The 19,780-nt window shown below is 51.0% G+C and carries 8 protein-coding genes; 4 read left to right on the forward strand and 4 right to left on the reverse strand.

Translation table 11 applies throughout. The annotated features are described in order from the left end of the window. Positions 1 to 25 precede the first annotated feature (25 nt). The gene (locus HMPREF2626_RS06030; RefSeq protein ID WP_070618783.1) at positions 26 to 787 is read right to left on the reverse strand and encodes a purine nucleoside phosphorylase YfiH/LACC1 family protein; all 762 of its coding nucleotides are present in this window, start codon (positions 785 to 787) and stop codon (positions 26 to 28) included. A 76-nt stretch (positions 788 to 863) separates the two neighbouring features. Here HMPREF2626_RS06030 and HMPREF2626_RS06035 point away from each other — a divergent pair, with 76 nt between their 5' ends. The 4 genes from HMPREF2626_RS06035 (at position 864) to HMPREF2626_RS06050 (ending at position 16,625) form a co-directional block, all read left to right on the forward strand. Beyond that, positions 864 to 1,439: an AI-2E family transporter gene (locus tag HMPREF2626_RS06035; RefSeq protein ID WP_070618786.1), complete on the forward strand. Its 576-nt coding sequence runs from the start codon at positions 864 to 866 to the stop codon at positions 1,437 to 1,439. Between the two features lie 20 nt (positions 1,440 to 1,459). Then, positions 1,460 to 4,384 (forward strand): insulinase family protein, encoded by a 2,925-nt coding sequence (locus HMPREF2626_RS06040; RefSeq protein ID WP_070618789.1) that lies wholly within the window; start codon positions 1,460 to 1,462, stop codon positions 4,382 to 4,384. 534 nt (positions 4,385 to 4,918) lie between these two features. Further along, entirely contained in the window at positions 4,919 to 5,293 is a 375-nt protein-coding gene (locus tag HMPREF2626_RS06045) for a YSIRK-type signal peptide-containing protein (protein ID WP_070618792.1), read from the forward strand. A 1-nt stretch (position 5,294) separates the two neighbouring features. Beyond that, complete coding sequence (locus HMPREF2626_RS06050; RefSeq protein ID WP_070618795.1) at positions 5,295 to 16,625, forward strand: collagen-flanked surface repeat-containing protein; 11,331 nt, start codon at positions 5,295 to 5,297, stop codon at positions 16,623 to 16,625. 176 nt (positions 16,626 to 16,801) lie between these two features. On the opposite strand, the gene nadC is transcribed toward HMPREF2626_RS06050, so the two are convergent. The 3 genes from nadC to HMPREF2626_RS06065 form a co-directional block, all read right to left on the reverse strand. Then, on the reverse strand, positions 16,802 to 17,647 hold the full coding sequence (gene nadC, locus HMPREF2626_RS06055) for a carboxylating nicotinate-nucleotide diphosphorylase (protein WP_070618798.1): 846 nt from the start codon (positions 17,645 to 17,647) through the stop codon (positions 16,802 to 16,804). Between the two features lie 1,081 nt (positions 17,648 to 18,728). Continuing rightward, positions 18,729 to 18,920, reverse strand: coding sequence for a hypothetical protein (locus tag HMPREF2626_RS06060; RefSeq protein WP_070618800.1), 192 nt, complete (start codon positions 18,918 to 18,920; stop codon positions 18,729 to 18,731). Next, positions 18,913 to 19,659 (reverse strand): hypothetical protein, encoded by a 747-nt coding sequence (locus tag HMPREF2626_RS06065; protein ID WP_070618803.1) that lies wholly within the window; start codon positions 19,657 to 19,659, stop codon positions 18,913 to 18,915. Before HMPREF2626_RS06065 ends, HMPREF2626_RS06060 begins: the two co-directional genes overlap by 8 nt. Positions 19,660 to 19,780: the final 121 nt, after the last annotated feature.

The following is a 19,780-nucleotide window of genomic DNA, read 5'->3' on the forward strand; positions in this document are numbered from 1 at the left end:
GAGGTCCACTTCTACCCGCACTCCCTCACACCCTGACAATCAAGTGCCCGTGCCGGTAGGGTGTTCCGTTCTCGCGGTAGGAGAAGCCGTCGGGGTTTTGGTAGGTGCAGTGGTGGTGGATGTAGATGTTTGCTGCTGGGATGCCGCTGAGTTGGCATTGTTTGGCGACGACGGCTTGGTTGTCGATGTGCCAGCGTTGGCTGTCGGCTCGGTAAATAATGGCGTCGTCGGCATAGCCGAGCGCGTGGAAGGCCTGGTAGGCGTCGGCTTGGACTTCGAACTTCTCTTGGGAGAGGGCGGGGCCGATGTGGACCTGGACTTGGTCGATGGCGACTTGGGGATGGGCTTCTTTGATCTGGTCAAAAGCTTTGCGGCTGATTTCTTGGACGGTGCCCCGCCAACCGGAATGGATGGCACCAACTAGGCCTGAGCCTTCCTCGTAGAAGAGGATGGGGACGCAGTCGGCGGTCAAGACGCCTACAATGATCCCCTTGTCAAAAGTATAGAGTCCGTCGCAGTCAGCGATACCGGTCTCAGCTGACCGGGCGCCTCGGCCAATATCTTCTCGGCCCACTTGGTAACAATGGGGGCTGTGGGTCTGCTGGGGCATGACCAGCTTATCTAGACTCAGCCCGTATGCTTCAAGGGCGGCCTGGCGGTTGGCGATGACTCCGGTCGGGTTTTTAGCCTGGCGGAGGCCGAAGTTGCCTTCTTCGGGCTGGTCGACCTGGCGCAGGCTGGTCAAAGCGATGATCGAATCTGGGCTTGGATAGCGGAAAGTTGTCATAAGTGACCCTCCTTTTTTAGCTTAATCTTAGCCGCTAAATCTTAAAAAAACAAGTTTACGAACTAAAGGAGAAACGATGAATATTTATTTTAACCATAATTTTAATGCAGACCCGAGCCAGGAAGCTCAGACGACCAACTTCTGGGGCCAGGTCTTGAAGCGGACCTTTAAGAATATCTGGGTCTTTGCCTGGGCCCAGGTCAAACTGCTGGCCCTGGCCTTTGTGATTCTTGGCCTCGGCCTCCACTTTCTGGGGATTCCCTGGGCCTGGCTCTTGGCTCTGGTAATTGCCCTCCTCGATGCCCTGCCTGTGATCGGGTCCGGGATTGTTTTCGTCCCCTGGATCCTCTACCAATGGTTCTTGGGGGATACGACCCTTGGTTTCTGGCTACTCGGCCTCTACCTGGTCGTGGCCCTCTTGAAGCAGGCTCTCGAGCCCTTCTTCCTGGGCCGGGACTTGGCCTTGCCGGTCTGGGTGACCCTTCTCGTAACCATTATCTGTACCCTGGTCTTCAATGTCATGGGGATCGTAGTCTCTGCTCTAGTTATCCCCTTCCTCTCCGCCTACCGCCAAGTAAGCCGGGACTTCCAAGACCAAAAGCGGGACCAGAATAAAGAAATCGACGCTGAATTTACCGAAATGAATGACTAATTAAGTAAGGATGTGATTCCATGTCAAAAGAACAAATTGCAGGTTTTCACCTGGTAGACCAATTCCAAGCACCAGACGCCAACAGCCTGGCCTATGTCTATGAACATGACCAGTCGGGTGGCCGTGTGCTCTGGCTGAAGAATGAGGACCAGAACCGGGCCTTTGGGATTGGCTTTATCACCCCGCCTGAGGATTCTAGGGGGGCAGCCCATATTGTCGAACACGCCGTTCTGGCGGGGTCACGCAAGTACCCGGTCAAGGACCCTTTCATGTCCATGCTCAAGACTTCCATGAACACCTTCCTCAATGCCATGACCTTCTCCGATATGACTCTCTATCCGGTGGCTTCCATGAATGAGGAGGACTTCCACCATCTGATGGATGTTTATTTAGACGCCGTCTTCTTCCCTCGGATGTTAGAAGAGCGCCGGGTCTTCGAACAGGAGGGCTGGCACCTGGACCTGGACGAGGAAAGGGATAAACTAGCCTACAATGGGGTGGTCTATAACGAGATGCGTGGGGTCTACTCCTCGCCCGACCGGACGGTTATCCAGGACATCGACCGTACCCTCCACCCTGGATCCACCTATGCCCATGATTCAGGCGGCTATCCTTATGACATTCCCAAGCTGACCTATGAAGACTTCTGCGCCTTCCACCAGGCCCACTACCGGCCCGACAATGCCTTGGCCTTCCTCTATGGCGACCTGGACATCGACCGCGCCCTGACCCAGATCGATGGCGACTACTTCAGCCACTTCCAAGCGGGGCAAGGTCTGTCTAGTCTTCAAACGCCTGTACCCAGTTCGGAAGACCGCCGTTATACCCTTAGTTATGACGGTGGCAAGGGCGACGACCGGTCGACTGACTCCTATTTGAGCTATAGCCTGCCTTTTGGCCAAGCGACTTCCCGAGAGGACCAATACCTGATGGGGCTTCTTGCCGATAGTCTGGTTAATGCCGAATCCAGTCCGATCCGCCAAGCCATCCTGGAGGCCGGCTTAGCCGAGGATGTCTCTGTTTATGGGGGCAGCGGCTACTACCTGGACTTCACCATTATCCTGGAGCGCTTCAACGCCGACCGGGTGGATGAAGCGGTCGCCCTGATTCAAGATGTTCTCCGCCAGGTGGTTGAAGAAGGCATCAATACGGAGCTCTTGGAAGCTGTGATCAAGCGGACCGAATTCGCCTTGCGTGAGGCAGGGGGCGCCAATCGCGGAGTGACCAAGTTCATCCAGTGCATGAGTGCTTGGCGCTATGGCATCTCCTTTGACGAATCCTTGAATTACAGCGAGAGCTTCCAGGCCTTTAGAGAGCGCTTGGGGACGGATTATTATGAGCGGCTCATCCAGGACCGCTTGCTAGGGGCAAAAGGCCAGCAGATCCTCGTCCACGAGCCTGAGCTGGGCCGCCACCAGGCCATGGACCAGGAAGTAGCTGACCAACTGGCAGACCAAGTCCAAACCATGACAACAGAGGAATTAGACCAGGTTAAGACGGCCAATGCCTCCCTCCGCAGCTACCAGCAGACCCCTGACAGCCCCGAAGCCCAGGCTAGTCTACCCCAGCTCGATTTGGCTGACGTGGACCGGGAAGTGGCTAGCATCCCTGAAGACCAGCTCACACTCGCCGGAGGTCAGACATGTCTTTATCATGACCAGCCCGCAGCGGGTATTCGCTATGTCCACTTAGCCTTCCCGCTCGACCAAGTGGCCTTCGATGACCTAGCGACCCTCTCGGACCTCCTGATCTTCCTCGGTAGCGTCTCAACGGAATCACACACTTATGCGGACTTGGATACAGCTATCCTAACCTATGCCAATGGTTTAAACTTCCAGGTCAAGCTCTACCGGGACGTGGACCAGCCAGCTCTTTACCAGGCTAAGCTAGTCGTTTCTTTCGCTGCCCTGGGTCGAGATAGTGGCCAGGCCTTCGACCTAGTGGAAGAGATCCTAACGACCAGCCGCTTCGATGAGAAGGCCCGACTCTTGAATATCCTCCAGCGGGTTAAGGCGGACTTGGAGGACAGTCTGGAGACTAGTGGTCATAGCTCAGCCCTCACCCGGCTCCAGGCCATGACAACGGAAACGGCTCGGATTGCGGAAGAGCTAGAAGGAATTGCCTATTACGATCATGTCTGTGCCCTCCTCGCTGACTTTGATGCTGTCTTCGAAGACTACAGCCAAGCCCTGACCGACCTCCAAGCCAGGCTCTGGTCTAGTCAAGACGTCACGGTTAGTCTGACGGCGGAAGCCAGTGACCGTGATGTCCTCATCGAAGAGACTCAAGCCTTCCTAGCTAAGTTGCCAAGCCAAAAAGCCCCCAGCCAACCCCTCGATGTGCCGCTAACTGGCCGCCAACGCGAAGGCATTCGAACCAACGGCAATGTCCAATATGTGGTCCAAGGGGGTCGAATCGACTCTGAGAATTTCTATTATTCGGGGGCTGTCGTTGTCCTCGCCCATCTCTTGGCCAGTAGCTTCCTCCACGAACAAATCCGTGAACAAGGCGGCGCTTATGGGGCAGGCTTTATCCTGAATCCAGCTGGTGATCTTGCGGCTTACTCCTATCGCGACCCCCACCTCAGCCGCACGCTAGAAGTTTACAGCCAGATTGGGGACTTTATCCGCCAGTTGACCCTTGACCAAGCGACCATTGATCAGTTCATCATTGGCGCGATGACTAACTTCCACTTCCCTATCGTGCCCCAAGCTGTCAACGGTCTAGCCCTCCGCCGCTACTTCAAAGGCGAGACCGAGGGGCGGATTAACCGGCGTCTCCAAGAAGCCCTGGCAACTAGCTTGGATGATTTCCAGGCCTATGCGGACGCTATTGATCAAGTCTTCCAAGAAGATGCCTGGGTGGTGATCGGCAACCAGGACAAGATTGATGCTGCTGCTGATCGTTTCACAGACCGTCGCGATCTTAAATCCTACCGAAGTTAGCAATAAGTCTAAGCCATAGTCCCTAGCAAGATTTTGTTCCTGCTAGGGGCTTTTTCTTGTTTGGAGAAAAATAAGACGCTTCAAATAGTACTTATAATTTGATAACATAAATAATATATGCTTAATAAAAACTAAATTTGTATTTTTTTGTCAGTCGGTCTTCAATGTGCAAAAAGCCTCAAAAAGATGAAAATTATTATAATAGGAAGAAAGAGATCAAAAATCGTAGGTTATTGCTTTAGGCTATTAATACAATAGATTAAATTAGCGCAAAAAGTATCAAAATGAACAAAATTAATGTGCAAAATAAAATACAAAAAATAAATTTAATTTCTCTTTAAAAAGCAAGTAAAAACCCTTAGATATTAAGCTTTGTTTTTAAAATTTTGACAAATTGGAAAAAGTACAAAAAAATTTTCTGTTTATTATTTTATTTTTTGTGGAGTAAGATAATTGGTGACGTACGCGAATGATTTATTATGCCGGGAGGTTTTTATGCTAGGAAAAAATAATATAAAATTAAGAAGAGAGAAGATGAGTAACAAGTTCTACCGTTACTCCATCAAACGTCTAAATATAGGCGTCGCCTCTGTAGCAGTTGCTGCAGGCTTATTGTTTGCTAACCAAGCCGTGAGCGTGCAAGCCGATGAAATTACTGCAGCCAGTGCTGTGGACCGGGTAGAAGCCCCAGCTGATGCAACCAGCAGCCAGCCAGAAGCGGCACCTGTGCTTGAAGCAGCTCCAGAAGCTGAAGCTAAGCCAGCCGAAGAGCCTGCACCAGCAGCTGAAGTTCCAGTCGAGCCAGAAGCAACAAAGCTGGAAGCCCCAGAAGCTGAAGCTAAGGCCCAAGCCCCAGCTGAAGAAAATAAAGAATCAGCAGAAAAGAACTTAAACCCAGAGGTGGGGTGAATTGTCAGACAACGGCAAGAAGGAAGCTCCTCAAAGCCAAGCAGGCAACTATGCGGCAGTTGAAGGGGCTGAAATTCCAGGCGCTTCTGCAGAAGCAGCTCGCGAAGCTGGCCTCGACCGTTTGGCTGAGAGATTCTTAGGTGCAGCCAACCCTCAAGAAGCACTTCGAACAGAACTCAAGGACATCTACACCGACGAAGAGATCGATGGCATTGTGAAGAATGTCGATTTAGCTAAAGTCAGCAACGGCCGCCAGTTGATGGAAGAAGTTTCCAAAGCCGGCGTTCAGTACGCGGGCGACAAACGCCGTACGGGCTTTGCCTTCTATGCCGCATCTGAAACCCCAAGTGAAGTTCGGGTTGGTGGAGCGCCTGTTGCTTTAGGGAATGCGTCAACACCATTAGCTCATAGAGGAGATGGGATAGTTCACGGTGCGGATCAGCCAGCTAATTACACCTTTAAAGCGACTCCCGATCGGGCAGGAAATAAAGTAGATTTTGAATTAACTTATCATGTGGGCCCTAATGGCTTAAATGGATTAGGATCTGTAAGTCATGAACCTCGATTTGGTATTGAATTAGGAAATGGATTCAATGTTCCTGCGAATGGTATCACTGGGAAAGTGAATGTTCCAAACAGTAAAGCTTATCCTAAGCCAGCAGATTTCACCTTAAAAAAAGCAGGGGCACTTGGTTATCACGGTATATCTACTTCAGATGCACGTCCTCTATCTAATTTTGATGCTAAGGCTAATCGTCCACTTATTTTAAAATTCTCAGTACCAGTAAGAGATTGGAATGGAAAGTTAGACTATAAGGCTACCGTCGGAATGTTTAACCGTGCTTTTAGTGCAAATACTTCGACTATGGATCCACAATCTAGAGAAAATTATTTTGTTAATAATGCTTCTCAACAAGGTGACTTTAATCCTGAAGCTAACTTCGGTACGCGCGAAAAAGTTACTAAGTCTCCTATCAAATTCCAAACTCAGTATCGGACAACCACTGAACTCCCTATTGGTGCAGCTAAACAAGTTAGAGCCGGGGAAGAAGGGGTTACTAAACACATTAAAACAGTTCGCACTTATAAGGGCGTTGACTTAGGAGAAATTGGAACGCGTGATGAGATTGAAAAGCCAGCAGTAGATGCGGAAATCTTACTTGGTGTCGGCCTACCAGAAGGCCAGAAACAACCAGTTGAACCTCCAGTAGTGAATCCTCGTCTATCAGGCGATACGACTATCAGCGGTGTAGCTGAACCAAACAAACCTATTACTGTAACAGTTGGGAATAAAACCTATCAAACACGTACCAATCCAGATGGGGAGTTCCAAATTTCTAATGTAACACCTTTAAACGAAGGCGACACAATTTCAGCTGTCGTCCATGACGGCGATCGCACCAGCCGCCCAGGCAAGACCATCGTTCCTCGTGATGGACGTACTCCTAAGATTACAACTGAACGTGGTGAAAAAGACAGCCGCCCAGGCACTAAGGTAACTGTAACTGATCCAGTAACTGGAAGAGTCCTCAATGAAACTTTTGTTTACGATGGACAACAAGGACCTAAAGGTGATGCCGGCGCTAAGGGTGACAAAGGTGAACCTGGTGTAGCTGGACCAAAAGGCGAAAAGGGCGAACAAGGTGTCGCCGGTCCTCAGGGTCCAAAAGGCGAGAAGGGTGAACAAGGTGTCGCCGGTCCTCAGGGTCCAAAAGGCGAGAAGGGTGAACAAGGTGTTGCCGGTCCACAAGGTCCAAAAGGTGAAAAGGGCGAACAAGGTGTCGCTGGTCCTCAGGGTCCAAAAGGCGAACAAGGTGCTCAAGGAGCCCCAGGTAAGGACGGCCGTGACGGCTTAACGCCATTAGTTGACGTCCGTCGTAATGACGCCAATGATGGTGTCCTCATCACTGTGACCCCACGCCACTACAATGCCCAAGGTCAAGTTGAAAATGGGACTCCAACCACTAGCGAAGTCAAAGACGGCGCTCCTGGTACAGACGGCAAGACCTATGTCCCAGTCGTTGAAAAAGGTGCGGATGGGATTACCCATATCAAGTTCTACCCAGCCAAAAAAGATGGCACACCTGATAAAGATCAACAACCTATCGCTACCGGTCAAGTTAAAGATGGCGCCAAGGGTGACCCAGGTGAACGCGGTCTCCAAGGTCCACAAGGCGAACGCGGTGAAAAGGGTGAAACTGGTGCTACCGGTGCCCAAGGTGAGAAGGGTAAGGATGGGGTAGACGGCAAGTCCTACGTTCCTGTTGTTGAACGTGATGACGCCAACAAACAAACCACCATCAAATTCTATCCTGCGAATACAGATGGTACAGCCGATAAGAGTCAAAAACCTGTCGCTGAAGGCATTGTCAAAGACGGTGAAAAAGGCGAAACCGGTGCTCAAGGCGCCCAAGGCGAAAAGGGAGCCGATGGCAAGTCCTTTGTTCCTGTTGTTGAACGCGATGAGCCTAACAAACAAACCACCATTAAATTCTACCCAGCCAAAGCAGACGGTACAGCCGACAAGACCCAAAACCCTGTTGCTGAAGGCATCGTCAAAGATGGCGAAAAGGGTGAACAAGGTCTTAAGGGTGAAACCGGTGCTCAAGGTGCCCAAGGTGAAAAAGGCCAAGATGGCGCCAACGGTAAGACTTTTGTTCCAGTGGTAGAGAAGGGCGAAGATGGGGTTACCCATATCAAGTTCTACCCAGCTACTCCAACAGGCGAAGCCGACAAGACTCAAAACCCAGTCGCAACTGGTGAGGTTAATGACGGTAAGGATGGCAAGACACCACTCATCGAAACCACTCGTGTGGATGACGCAGATCCTAAAGAAAACGGAAACCAACCAGGCACCAAAGTTACCATCAAAGACCCAGTGACCAAAGAAGTCCTCAGCGAAAGCTTTGTTAAAGATGGCGTCAAGGGTGACAAGGGTGAAAAAGGTGACCCAGGCAAGAATGGCCGCGACGGTTTAACGCCATTAGTTGACGTTAAGCGTAATCCAGCTAATGATGGCGTGATCATTACCCTGACCCCACGTTCTTACAATGAACAAGGTGAAGTGGTTAACGGCGAGCCTGTAACTAGCGAAGTTAAAGACGGTGCCAAGGGTGATCCTGGTAAAGATGGCAAGAGCCCAATCGTTGAAACGGCTCGTGTCGCAGACGCTGATCCAAATACAGATGGTGACCAACCAGGCACTAAAGTAACCGTTAAGGATCCTGAAGGTAAAACCGTCTTAAGCGAAAGCTTTGTTAAGGATGGCGAAAAAGGCGACAAGGGTAATGACGGCAAGACCTTTGTCCCAGTGGTTGAGAAGGGTCAAGATGGTGTAACCCACATCAAGTTCTACCCAGCAGACGCTACTGGTCAACCAGATAAGTCCAAAGATCCTATCGCTAAAGGCGAAGTCAAAGACGGTGCTAAGGGTGACAAGGGCGATCCAGGTGAAAACGGTAAGACCTATGTCCCAGTCGTAGAAAAAGGCCGAGACGGCACAACCCACATCAAGTTCTATCCAGCAGATGCTCAAGGTCAACCGGACAAGAGCCAAGATCCTGTTGCTGAAGGAACGGTTAAAGATGGTCAGGACGGTAAGGACGGCCTAACGCCTAAGGTTGAAACCCGCCGTAACGATACCAACGATGGTGTCATTATCAAGGTAACCCCACAAATTCGCGATGCCCAAGGCAATGTCGTTGATGGCACGCCGACCGAAACGGAAGTTAAGGACGGCAAGAAAGGTGCAGACGGCAAGACCTATGCGCCAGTGGTTAAGAAGGGTGAAGATGGCACAACTTCTATCAAGTTCTACCCAGTCGATCCTAAGACCGGCAAGGCGGATGAAAACCAAGAACCTGTAGCCACCGGCGAAGTCAAAGACGGCGCTAAAGGTGACAAGGGTGAACAAGGTATCCAAGGCGAGAAAGGCCAAGACGGTAAGAACGGCGAAAACGGCAAGACCTTTGTCCCAGTGGTTGAAAAGGGTAAAGATGGTGTGACCCACATCAAGTTCTATCCAGCAGGTGCAGATGGCCAAGCCGACAAGACCAAAGACCCAGTCGCTACCGGCGAAGTCAAAGATGGGAAGACCCCAATCGTTGAAACCAGCCGTGTAGAAGATGCTGACCCAAGTGTTGACGGCAAGCAACCAGGGACCAAGATTGTGGTCAAAGATCCAGAAACTAAGGCTGTTATCAGCGAAAGCTTCGTTACAGACGGTATCGATGGTAAGACCTTTGCCCCAGCCGTAGAAAAAGGCAAAGACGGCGTCACCACTATTAAATTCTACCCAGTCGATCCTAAGACCGGTGAAGCTGACAAGACCCAAAACCCTGTTGCGACAGGTGAGGTTAAGGACGGTAAAGATGGCTTAACACCTAAGGTTGAAACTCGCCGCAACGATGCCAACGACGGCGTCATCATCAAGGTGACCCCACAAGTTCGTGATGCTCAAGGCAATGTGGTTGACGGGACCCCAACCGAAACAGAAGTCAAGGATGGCCAAGACGGCAAGACTTACGCTCCAGTCATTACTAAGGGTCAAGATGGCGTTTCAACCATCAAGTTCTATCCAGTCGATCCTAAGACCGGCAAGGCCGATGAAAGCAAAGAACCTGTAGCCAGCGGCGAAGTCAAAGATGGCGCTAAGGGTGACAAGGGTGATCCAGGTGCCCAAGGTGAGAAAGGCCAAGACGGCAAGAACGGTGTTGACGGCAAGACCTTTGCTCCAGTCCTTGAAAAGGGTAAAGACGGTGTCACCACCATTAAGTTCTACCCAGTCAACCCTGAAACTAAGCAACCAGATACGACTCAGCCAGCGGTAGCAGAAGGTGAAGTCAAAGATGGCAAGGCCCCAGTCGTTAAAACCGAACGCTTAGAAGACGCTGACCCAACGACTGAAGGTAACCAACCAGGAACCAAAGTAACGGTTACAGACCCAGAAACCGGTAAGGTCATCAGTGAAAGCTTCGTTAAAGATGGCGAAAAAGGTCAAGATGGCGCCAAGGGTGAAAAAGGCGATAAGGGTGCTGATGGCAAGAGCCCAGTCGTTGAAACGACCCGCGTAGAAGACGCCGATCCAACAACTGAAGGCAATCAACCAGGCACCAAGGTTACTGTTAAAGATCCAGAAACTGACAAGGTCATTAGCGAAAGCTTCGTTAAAGACGGTGCAAACGGCCAAGACGGCCAGAGCTACGCCCCAGTCGTTAAGAAGGGCGAAGACGGAACAACTTCCATCAAGTTCTATCCAGTCGATCCTAAGACTGGTCAACCAGACACTACAAAACCAGCTGTTGCAGAAGGCACAGTTAAAGATGGTGTCAACGGCAAGTCCGCTTATACGACGGTTGTTGCTGGTCCGAATGCAGAAGGTCAACCTGGCCAATGGATTATCAACTACTTCGACAAGAACGGCGACGGCAAGTTCACCGACGACGAAATCGTTTCTACCCAATTTGTCCGCGATGGTAAAGATGGGAAAGACGGTAAGGATGGGAAGACCTATGCTCCTGTTGTTACAAGAGGCGAAAACGGCACAACATCCATTAAGTTCTACCCAGTCAACCCTGAAACGAACAAGCCTGATACCAATCAACCAGCCGTAGCGGAAGGTACTGTTAAGGATGGCCAAGATGGTAAGACCTTCGCCCCAGTCCTCGAAAAAGGCAAAGACGGCGAAACCACCATCAAGTTCTACCCTGTTAACCCAGAAACTAAACAGCCAGACACGACCCAAGCCCCTGTTGCAGAAGGCAAGGTGAAGGATGGCAAGGACGGTAAAGACGGCCTCAGTCCTAAGGTTGAAACCCGCCGCAACGACGCTAACGATGGTGTCATCATCAAGGTGACCCCACAAGTTCGCGATGCAGAAGGTAATGTCGTTGACGGAACCCCAAGTGAAACTGAAGTGAAGGACGGTAAGAATGGTAAGACCTTCGCTCCTGTAGTAACTAAGGGCCAAGATGGCACAACTTCTATCAAGTTCTACCCAGTGAATCCAGAAACCGGCAAGGCTGACACCGAACAACCAGCTGTCGCTGAAGGTACGGTGAAAGATGGTGCTGATGGTAAGACCTTTGTTCCAGTTGTTGAGAAGGGTGCAGACGGCACAACCACGATTAAGTTCTACCCCGTAGATCCTAAGACTGGTGAAGCCGATACGACCAAGCCAGCTGTTGCAGAAGGTGCAGTTAAAGATGGTAAGTCCGCCTACACCACAGTCGTTGAAGGACCAAATGCAGCCAATGAACCAGGCCGCTGGATCATCAACTACTTCGATAAGAATGGCGACGGCAAGTTCACCGACGATGAAGTCGTTTCTGCTCAATTTGTTCGCGATGGTAAGGACGGTGTCAATGGCAAAGCCTACGCTCCAGTCGTAGAGAAGGGTGCAGACGGCACCACCACCATTAAATTCTACCCAGTCGATCCTAAGACCGGCAAGCCAGATACCAAGCAAGAACCTGTCGCTACCGGCGAAGTCAAAGACGGTGCTAAGGGTGAAAAAGGCGACAAGGGTGACGATGGCAAGACCTTTGCTCCAGTTGTTGAGAAGGGAGCAGATGGCACCACCACCATCAAGTTCTACCCTGTGAACCCAGAAACCGGCAAGCCAGATACGACTCAACCAGCCGTAGCGGAAGGCTCTGTCAAGGATGGCAAGTCCGCCTACACCACAGTTGTTGAAGGACCTAACGCAGCCGGCGAGCCTGGCCGTTGGATCATCAACTACTATGACAAGAATGCAGACGGTAAGTTCACCGACGATGAAGTGGTATCGGCTCAATTTATCCCTGACGGTAAGGATGGCAAGACCTACGCTCCAGTTGTGACTAAGGGTGAAGACGGCACAAGCTCTATCAAGTTCTACCCAGTAGATCCGAAGACCGGTAAGCCAGATACCAATCAGCCAGCAGTCGCAGAAGGCACGGTGAAAGATGGTAAGGACGCCAAGGCTCCAGTCGTTGAAACCGAACGGGTGGAAGACCTTGATCCAAACACCCCTGGTAACCAGGCCGGGACCAAGATCACCGTTAAAGATCCAGAAAATGATAAGGTCATTAGCGAAACTTTCGTCAAGGATGGCCAAGACGGCAAGTCCCCAGAAGTAACCACTAAGGACAACGGCAACGGGACGCACACCATCACCATCAAGAACCCAGATGGCACGATCACCACAACCACTGTTAAAGACGGTGCTAAGGGTGAAAAAGGCGACAAGGGTCAAGACGGCACAAACGGTGTCAACGGCAAGACCTTTGCCCCAGTTGTTGAGAAGGGTCAAGACGGCACGACAACTATCAAGTTCTACCCAGTAGATCCTAAGACTGGTAAGGCTGATAAGACCCAAGAACCTGTCGCAACTGGCGAAGTCAAAGACGGCGCTAAGGGCGCAGACGGTCAAAACGGTAAATCTGCCTACACGACGGTAGTCACTGGACCAAACGATGCCGGCGAACAAGGTCAATGGATCATCAACTACTTCGATAAGAACGGCGACGGTAAGTTCACTGATGATGAAGTCGTTTCCGCTAAATTTGTCCGTGACGGTAAGGACGGCAAGTCCCCAGAAGTCACCACCAAGGACAACGGCAACGGGACCCATACCATCACCATCAAGAACCCAGACGGTACAACAACTACCACCACGGTCAAAGACGGTAAAGATGGTAAAGCACCAGTCGTTGAAACAAGCCGCGTTGAAGACGCTGATCCAAATACCCCTGGTAACCAAGCCGGTACCAAGATCACCGTCAAAGATCCAGACACGGACAAGGTCATCAATGAGACCTTCGTCAAGGACGGTAAAGATGGTAAGGACGGCGTTGACGGCAAGACCTTTGCCCCAGTGGTTGAGAAGGGCGCAGACGGTACGACCACCATCAAGTTCTACCCAGTAGATCCTAAGACGGGCCAAGCAGATACCAAGCAACCAGCTGTTGCAGAAGGCTCTGTCAAAGATGGTAAGGATGGCCAGACCTACGCACCAGTCGTAGAAAAAGGTCAAGATGGCACAACCACCATCAAGTTCTACCCAGTTGATCCTAAGACAGGTCAAGCGGATACGACCAAGCCTGCTATTGCAGAAGGTGCAGTCAAAGACGGTGAAAACGGCAAGTCTGCCTACACCACCGTCGTTGAAGGACCAAATGCAGCCGGCGAACCAGGCCGCTGGATTATCAACTACTTCGACAAGAACAACGACGGCAAGTTCACCGACGATGAAGTCGTATCTGCCCAATTCGTTCGCGACGGTAAGGATGGTCAATCTCCAACGGTTGAAGTGAAAGATAACGGTGACGGTACCCACACCATCACAACTAAGAACCCAGACGGCAGCGTGAACTCCACTACTACCGTTAAGAACGGTAAGGATGGCAAGTCCCCAGTCGTTGAAAGCACTCGGGTTGAAGATGCCGATCCAAATACTCCAGACAATCAACCAGGTACCAAGATTACGGTTAAAGATCCAGAAACCGGTAAGGTCATCAGCGAAACTTTCGTCAAAGATGGCGTCAACGGTAAGGATGGTAAAGACGGTAAGAACGGTATCGACGGCAAGAGCTTTGCGCCAGTCGTAGAGAAGGGCCAAGATGGCACGACCACGATTAAGTTCTACCCAGTAGATCCTAAGACTGGTAAGCCAGATACCACTCAACCAGCCGTTGCAGAAGGTTCTGTGAAGGACGGTAAGGATGGCAAGTCGCCAGTCGTTGAAGCGACCCGCGTCGACGACCTCGATCCAAACACCCCTGGCAACCAAGCCGGCACTAAGATTATTGTCAAAGATCCAGAAACCGGCGCTGTTGTTCATGAAAGCTATGTGAAAGACGGTCAAGACGGCAAGTCGCCAGAAATCACCAGCAAGGACAACGGTGACGGAACCCACACCATCACCATCAAGGATCCAAGTGGTACAGTAACCACAACTACTGTCAAAGACGGTAAGAATGGTAAAGATGGCCGTGACGGTATCGACGGCAAGAGCTTTGCGCCAGTCGTAGAGAAGGGCCAAGATGGCACGACCACGATTAAGTTCTACCCAGTAGATCCTAAGACTGGTAAGCCAGATACCACTCAACCAGCCGTTGCAGAAGGCTCTATCAAAGATGGTAAGGACGGCAAGTCTCCAGAAGTTACCACCAAGGATAATGGCGACGGGACCCACACCATCACCATCAAGAACCCAGACGGCACGACCACCACGACCACGGTTAAAGACGGCAAGGATGGCAAGACGCCAGAAGTCGGCGTGAAAGACAACGGCGACGGTAGCCATACCATCACCATCAAGAATCCAGATGGCACGACCACAACCACGACTGTCAGAGATGGTAAGAACGGTCAAAATGGTAAAGACGGCCGCGACGGTAAAGATGGTATCGACGGTAAGACTTTTGCCCCAGTCCTTGAGAAGGGTCAAGACGGTACCACCACGATTAAGTTCTACCCAGTAGATCCTAAGACCGGCCAGCCAGATACCAGTCAACCAGCAGTCGCAGAAGGCTCTGTCAAAGATGGTAAAGATGGCAAGTCTCCAGAAGTCTCCTTGAAGGACAATGGCGATGGGACCCATACCATCACCGTTAAGAACCCAGATGGCACCACTTCAACCACCACTGTGAAGAATGGTAAGGACGGCAAGTCCCCAGAAGTGACCACCACGGATAACGGCGACGGGACCCACACCATCACCATTAAGAACCCAGATGGCACGACCACAACGACAACTGTCAAAGACGGTAAGGATGGCCGTGACGGTATCGACGGTAAGACTTTTGCCCCAGTGGTTGAGAAGGGTGCAGATGGTACGACCACGATTAAGTTCTACCCAGTAGATCCTAAGACTGGCAAGCCAGATACTACGCAACCTGCTGTAGCAGAAGGTTCCGTTAAGGATGGCCGCGATGGTAAAGACGGTAAGGACGGCAAGTCTCCTCAAGTTTCTATCCGGAACAATAACGACGGCAGCCACACCATTACCATCAAGAACCCAGATGGTACGACCACCAACACCACAGTTAGAGACGGTAAGGATGGTAAGTCCCCAGAAGTCAGCGTCAAAGACAACGGCGACGGCAGCCATACCATCACCATCAAGAATCCAGACGGCACGACCACAACCACGACTGTCAAAGACGGTAAGGATGGTCGCGACGGCAAGGATGGTCAGTCCCAACGCATCCGCACTGAAAAAGGTAAGGATAGCCAAGGCAACGACGGTGTTTGGGTCATCATTACCGACGACAAGGGCAATGAATTAAGCCGCGAATTTATCCGCGATGGCAAGACCCCATCTGTCAAGGTGGAAGAAGGGAAGAACAGCCGCGGTGAATCTGGCCAATGGATTATTGTCTTCGACGGCGACGGCAATGAAGTTTCCCGTGAATTCGTCCGTGACGGTAAAGACGGCGCATCATCAAGCCTCGAAACCGTTCCAGGCAAGAATGAAAAGGGTGAATCCGGTCTTTGGGTCATCGTTAAAGATGGCGAAGGCAAGGAATCTAGCCGTCATTTCGTCCGCGACGGTAAAGACGGCAAGGACGGTAAGGACGGCCGCAGCGTACAGAAGATCTACAACCGTAATGGTAAGTTGATCATCATCTTCTCAGACCATACGACTGAGGAAATTGAAATCCCATGCTGCAAGCCATGCCCAGAGTCGCCAAGAACACCAAAACCAGGCGACCCAACACCAAAAGTTCCGATCAAACCAGAAACTCCAAAACCAGGTGAGCCTAAGGTACCAGGTAACCCAACACCAGAAGTACCAAACGTACCAGGTAATCCAACGCCAGAAGTACCGAACGTACCGGGTGAGCCAACGCCAGAAGTACCAAACGTACCGGGTGAGCCAACACCAGAAGTACCAAACGTACCGGGTGAGCCAACACCGGAAGTACCAAATGTACCGGGTGAGCCAACACCAGAAGTACCAAACGTACCAGGCGACCCAACGCCAGAAGTACCAAATGTACCAGGCAATCCAACACCTGAAGTACCGAACGTACCAGGCGACCCAACACCGGAAGTACCGAACGTGCCAGGTAACCCAACGCCAGAAGTACCGAACGTACCGGGTAACCCAACACCTGAAGTACCAAGCCAACCAGACCAACCCGCTAAGGTGCAAGTTGACCGTGTGACCTACCCTGCAACGACTAAAGTTCGTCAAGAAAACAAGGGCAAGGCGACACCAAAACAAGTAGTAGCTAAGACCCTGCCACAAACTTCTTCAACCAGCCAAGTGTCCACAGCAGCACTCGCTGTCTCCCTCCTCGCAGGGGTTGGACTCCTTGTCTTCCCAATGAAGAAAGAAGACTAGTCTCCTCCGACTATAGCCAAGGGAAAAGCAAAGCTTAGCGAGCTGGAAAGTTTGAAAAAAGCCCATCTTCGAAAGTGAAGATGGGCTTTTTGTTGGCTATAAAATATTTATGGAAAGAGCCCCCAAACTTGACTGCTCGGCCAAGTCTGGGGGCTCTTTTGTTTGAGTCGTAATTTTTAATTGACCCGGAAATTTTTCATGCTGAGGTCCAGGATGCCGGCAGAGTGGGTGATGGCGCCAGAGGAGATATAGTCTAGGTCCAGGTCTTTTATCCGAGAGACGGTGTCGGCTGTCATATTGCCGGAACCCTCGATAATGGCCCGGCCGTCGATATAGGCAATGGCCTCCGCCATCTGGTCGTGGTCCATATTGTCCAGCATGATGATGTCCGCTCCGCAAGCGACCGCTTCCTTGACCATGTCCAGGTTCTCTGTCTCCACTTCAATCTTATGGATGAAAGGGTCGACTTCCCGGACCGCTTGGACAGCCGCTGTGATCGATCCCGCTGCGCCGATATGGTTGTCCTTGAGCATGATCAGGTCAGATAGACCATGGCGGTGGTTGTAGCCGCCGCCGACCCGGACCGCATACTTCTCGAGGTTGCGGAAGCCCGGCGTCGTCTTCCGGGTATCCATGAGCTTAATCCCGGTTCCTTCCAGGGCATCCACGAACTTTCGTGTCGCCGTTGCAATCCCCGATAGGCGCTGCAAGTAGTTCAAGGCAACTCGCTCCCCAGTCAAGAGGGTGGTGGCCTTGGCCTGGATGCTTAGGATGGTCTGGCCTTTTTCAATCCGCTCGCCCTCCTGAATGAAGCTATCGAACTGGCTGTCTTCCTGGAGATAGGTGAAGACGGCTTGGAAGATAGGCAGGCCGCAGAGGATCCCCTCTTGCTTGGCGATCAGGTCAACCGTCCCTGTCTGTCCTTGAAAAATTGCCTCCGAGGCCAGGTCATAGTAGGGCGCATCCTCGGCTAGGGCTCTTTCGATGTGGTCCTGTAGTTCACTTTCTTTTAGACCTAACATAAGCATCCTCCTCGATCGTTTTCTTCAATTATAGCATAGGCCAGCTTGGTCGAAAAATTTGAACTGTCTGGATTTGTTTGCAGGGCTAAAAGGGTGGCGCTTTGAAAATTTTTGTTAACTTTCAAAAGGGGCTGGCGTTTGTGACTAGGGAGGCGGGGACTTACAAATAGACCCTCAATTTGTAAGTAGGCTGGTGGGAGCTTTCAAATGAGGCATTCATTTAAAAGGAGGAAGGCGGCAACTTTTAAACGAGATTTCTATTTGCAAGTAGGAAGGCAGTAACTTTCAAACAGAGCATGTATTTACAAGTTGACGCTTATTTGGCAAAGGGCAAGTAGCGAATAGGGTCCTTGTTAGCAAGTAGAATCAAGTTAACTAGCGAACGAGACTCCCATTAGCGAGTAGACCGGCAGTAACTTGTGAACGAGTCCTCCAATAGCAAGTAGGAAGGCGGCAACTAGCGAACAATACCTCCTGTTGGCAAGTAGAAGCTCTGCTAGGTAAGACACCTGGTTTTTTCCATAATGAAAACAAGCTGGCAGGACCTTTGCTAGCTTGTTGATCCTTATTTTTATATTTTAATTTTTGGTCTGTTCATATCCAACTTGGGCTCGGCTTTGTAACCCGCACTCGAAGGATTTGATTGTGGGTAGATCGCCTTTAACCCACACTCTAGTATATTGTTTGAGGCTTGAACACTGCCAACCCACACTTGAGGGGTTCATTTAAGAGTTAAAGCCGGACAAGCCACACTCGGGGATATTGTTTGAGGCTTGAACACTATCAATCCACACTCCAGGATCCTGTCTGTGGGTTGACTACCATCCTCCACACCCTTCTAGTCGGGTTCGCAAAGGCAGAAAGGGCGTGACTTCAGCAAAGTGGAACGATCGGCTTGCAACCGCTCTTTTCCTCTTTGCCTCCCGTCATCCCTTTCTGAACGCCTTTGCTCGCACCCTTCTAGTCGGGTTCGAGCTGGCAACTTTCGTGTCACTTCACAAGTCTCCGCCACAGTCTTTCAGACTGTTCTGGTGACTTGCTCCAGTGAACGAAAATTAACCGCCAGCTCTCACACCCTTCTTTATTCCAATCCCAAATATTGTCCGAAGGTGAGGGCGATGAAGGCGAGGAGGAGCATGATGCCGGCAACAGTTTTGAGTCGGGCTTGTTCCATGGCGGTCATGCCTTTTTCAGACCGGCCCTTGACCATGATGTAGATATTGATGCCGATACAGGCCAGGGCAAAGAAGCTGCCCACAAGGTTTTTACTCATTGTTTTCTTCCTTTCTTGAGGGGATGTAGGACTTGTTTTCAGCTGAGGCGAAGTCCTCGTCTAATTGTTGGTCGGAGAGTGGCCGGTACTTGATCTTAATGGAGCTGACCAAGTTTTTCTTGGCCGCCTTGTCCTGCCCGTGGACCCGCCAACTGACCTGGCGGATGCCGGAGCTTTGGCTATCGATGAGGAATTCGACGCTATGGATGGCATCGTTCTGATAGCTGCTGGCCCCGCGTTGGTTGATGATTTCCGTCAGTTGAGGATTCTTCCCCTCATAGCGAATAATCTGCGTGGGGCCGAGCTTGCGTAATTGGGCGTCCCCATTAATTTTGTGGAGAATCTCCAGCATATTCTCATAGGGAAAACGGTGGACCCGCTCTTCCAGGGCCTGGGAGGAAGGACTTAGCTGCCAATCAGATTGGTCGTCCAGCTGGCTCTCTTGGAAAACGGTTTGTTTGGGATTGCTGATGATCTGGAGGATGCGGTCCCCGTCTTCTCCCTTGTTAATTAATTTGCCCTCTGTTCCCCGCTCCTGGCTGTAGGTCGCCATACTCATCTGGTTAAAGATTTCCTTGTCGCCCAGCTTCTGGTCAAAGTCAGTGCTGGTTTGATAAGTCGTCATCTTTTCCGCCGCTTGGTCAATCTGAGCCAAGAAGTCATCACTCGACTGAGGTTGGCAGGCTGCCAAGAAGAGGCAGAGGACAGCGAGGCCGAGGTAGTGGATGAATTTTTTCACAGTGATCTTCCTTTTTGGACTATTTTACTCCTCTTATTCTATAGGAAAGTCGCCCACAATGAAAGCTTTGCCGATCGCCAAGTGGAACGGATGTTCACCAACACAATTAGTAAAAAACCAA

The organism is Aerococcus sp. HMSC062A02 (genome assembly GCF_001809535.1).
Classification (GTDB): Bacteria; Bacillota; Bacilli; order Lactobacillales; family Aerococcaceae; genus Aerococcus.